The organism is Azospirillum sp., from assembly GCF_035627195.1.
Classification (GTDB): Bacteria; Pseudomonadota; Alphaproteobacteria; order Azospirillales; family Azospirillaceae; genus Azospirillum.
Window position 1 is genome coordinate 1 of record NZ_DASPMG010000002.1, and the last position, 2184, is coordinate 2184.

Consider the following 2184-nt stretch of genomic DNA (forward strand, 5'->3'; position numbering starts at 1 on the left):
TAGTCGGCGATCTCCGCGTCGGACGCGTTGGCCGCGAAATCGTCGTAGTCGACGTAGCGGCCCTTCGGGATGACCAGGATGTGCGTGGGCGACTGCGGGTTGATGTCGTGGAAGGCCAGCGCGTGTTCGCTCTCATAGGCCTTCTTGCAGGGGATCTCACCGCGCAGGATGCGGGCGAACACGTTGTTGTCGTCGTAGGCCTGGGTCATCTCGTCTTCCTTCTCCCGTCGTCTTTTTGCGGTCAAACCGCCTTGTGCAGCAGGCGCGCCATGTTGCCGGCCATGATCGGCACGATCAAACGGTGAAAGGGTTTGACCACGGCCAGATAGCACCGCCCCAGCCCGTTGTGCACGGTCACGACCGTGGACAGGGCGAGGCTCTGCCCCTGTTCGGTGCGCCGGATCAGGATGGAGGCGCGGAAGTCCAGGTGCCGGTCGTCCTCGCCGAACACGGCCTCGTCCGGCGCCAGCGCCACGAGGCGGAACACGCCGATGCTCTGCCCGACACGGAACGGCGGCGTCAGCACCGGGGCCGGACCGCCGCCCGTCTTCAGGCCGAACGGCTTGACCAGCGTGTTGCGCAGCCCCATCAGGGCGTCGAACCACGGCGGTGCGGAATGGAAGAAGGCCGGGATCGCCTCGTCCAGCGTGACGGGCGCCGGGCCGAGGGGGACCGTGAAGCAGTCCTGGTAGGTGCTGCCGCCGGCGCCGAGCAGGGAGGCCGGAGGAAGGTGATCCCACATGTGCCCCTCGCCCTGCCTTGCTTACCCCGCCGTCTTGCGGGACTTCTTCTCGTCGATGCCGCTGGTGCCCTCGCGCGCCGCCAGCCGGGCATAGACCTCGCCCGGCTCCAGCCCGGCGTCGGCCCACAGCACCAGCAGGTGGTAGAGCAGGTCGGCCGATTCCGCCGCCAGCTTGTCCTTGTCGCCGCGCATCGCCTCGATGATCGCCTCGACCGCCTCCTCGCCCAGCTTCTGGGCGATCTTCGGCGTGCCGCGGGCGTACAGCTTGGCGGTGTATGAGCTTTCCGGGTCGGCGCCCTTGCGCGACAGGACGGTCTGGTACAGACGGTCCAGGACTTCGGCGCCCGGTTTGGGATCAGCCATGGATGGGGATCTCCTGGCGGGCCGGGCGCACGGGGATGCCGGCCTGCGCCAGCGCCGCCTTGGCCTGACCGATGGTGTAGGTGCCGAAATGGAAGATCGACGCGGCCAGCACGGCGGTCGCGTGCCCCTCGCGGATGCCCTCCACGAGGTGATCGAGCGTGCCGACGCCGCCCGACGCGATGACCGGCACCCGCACGGCATCGGCCACGGCGCGGGTGAGCGCCAGGTCGAAGCCGCTCTTGGTGCCGTCGCGGTCCATGGAGGTCAGCAGGATCTCGCCGGCCCCGTACTCGGCCATGCGGCGCGCCCAGTCGATGGCGTCCAGGCCGGTCTCGCGGCGGCCGCCGTGGGTGAACACCTCCCACTTGTTCTCGCCCGTGCGCTTGGCGTCGATGGCGACGACGATGCACTGGCTGCCGAACTTCTCGGCCCCCTCGCGCACGAACTCCGGCCGGTGCACGGCGGCGGTGTTGATCGACACCTTGTCGGCGCCGGCCAGCAGCAGCTTGCGGATGTCCTCCACCGTGCGGACGCCGCCGCCGACGGTCAGCGGCATGAACACCTGCTCGGCGGTGCGGCGCACCACGTCGAAGATGGTGTCGCGGTTCTCGTGGCTGGCGGTGATGTCCAGGAACGTCAGCTCGTCCGCGCCCTCGCGGTCGTAGACGCGCGCCTGCTCCACCGGATCGCCGGCGTCCACCAGGTCGACGAAGTTGACCCCCTTGACCACCCGGCCGTCCTTGACGTCCAGGCAGGGGATGACGCGCATCTTCAGCACCAGTCGGTCTCCTCGCGGGCCGGGGCGGACAGCAGCGCCAGCGCCGCCTGCGGGTCGATGCGGCCGTCGTACAGCGCCCGGCCGCAGATCACGCCGGCGATGCCCGTGCGCTCCTCGGCCTTCAGCGCCACCAGGTCGTCGATGGAGGAGACGCCGCCCGACGCGATCACCGGCGTCGTCAGGTGGAAGGCGAGGTCGGCCGTGGCCTCGACGTTGACGCCGCCCATGGCGCCGTCGCGGTTGATGTCGGTGTAGATGATGGCCGCGACGCCCGAATCCTCGAACTTCAGCGCGAGGTCGA

Annotated in this window: 5 protein-coding genes; all 5 read right to left on the reverse strand. The window is 69.7% G+C overall.

The genetic code is table 11. The annotated features are described in order from the left end of the window. A partial coding sequence (locus VED21_RS00050; RefSeq protein WP_324880253.1) for an HIT domain-containing protein occupies positions 1-209 on the reverse strand: 209 nt, incomplete at its 3' end. 32 nt (positions 210-241) lie between these two features. Then, complete coding sequence (locus tag VED21_RS00055) at positions 242-742, reverse strand: DUF2867 domain-containing protein (protein WP_324880254.1); 501 nt, start codon at positions 740-742, stop codon at positions 242-244. Positions 743-763: 21 nt separating this feature from the next. Then, complete coding sequence (locus VED21_RS00060; protein ID WP_324880255.1) at positions 764-1105, reverse strand: phosphoribosyl-ATP diphosphatase; 342 nt, start codon at positions 1103-1105, stop codon at positions 764-766. Continuing rightward, on the reverse strand, positions 1098-1883 hold the full coding sequence (gene hisF / locus VED21_RS00065; protein ID WP_324880256.1) for an imidazole glycerol phosphate synthase subunit HisF: 786 nt from the start codon (positions 1881-1883) through the stop codon (positions 1098-1100). The genes VED21_RS00060 and hisF overlap by 8 nt, the downstream gene beginning before the upstream one ends. Beyond that, a partial coding sequence (locus VED21_RS00070; RefSeq protein WP_324880257.1) for a HisA/HisF-related TIM barrel protein occupies positions 1877-2184 on the reverse strand: 308 nt, incomplete at its 5' end. The genes hisF and VED21_RS00070, both read right to left, overlap by 7 nt.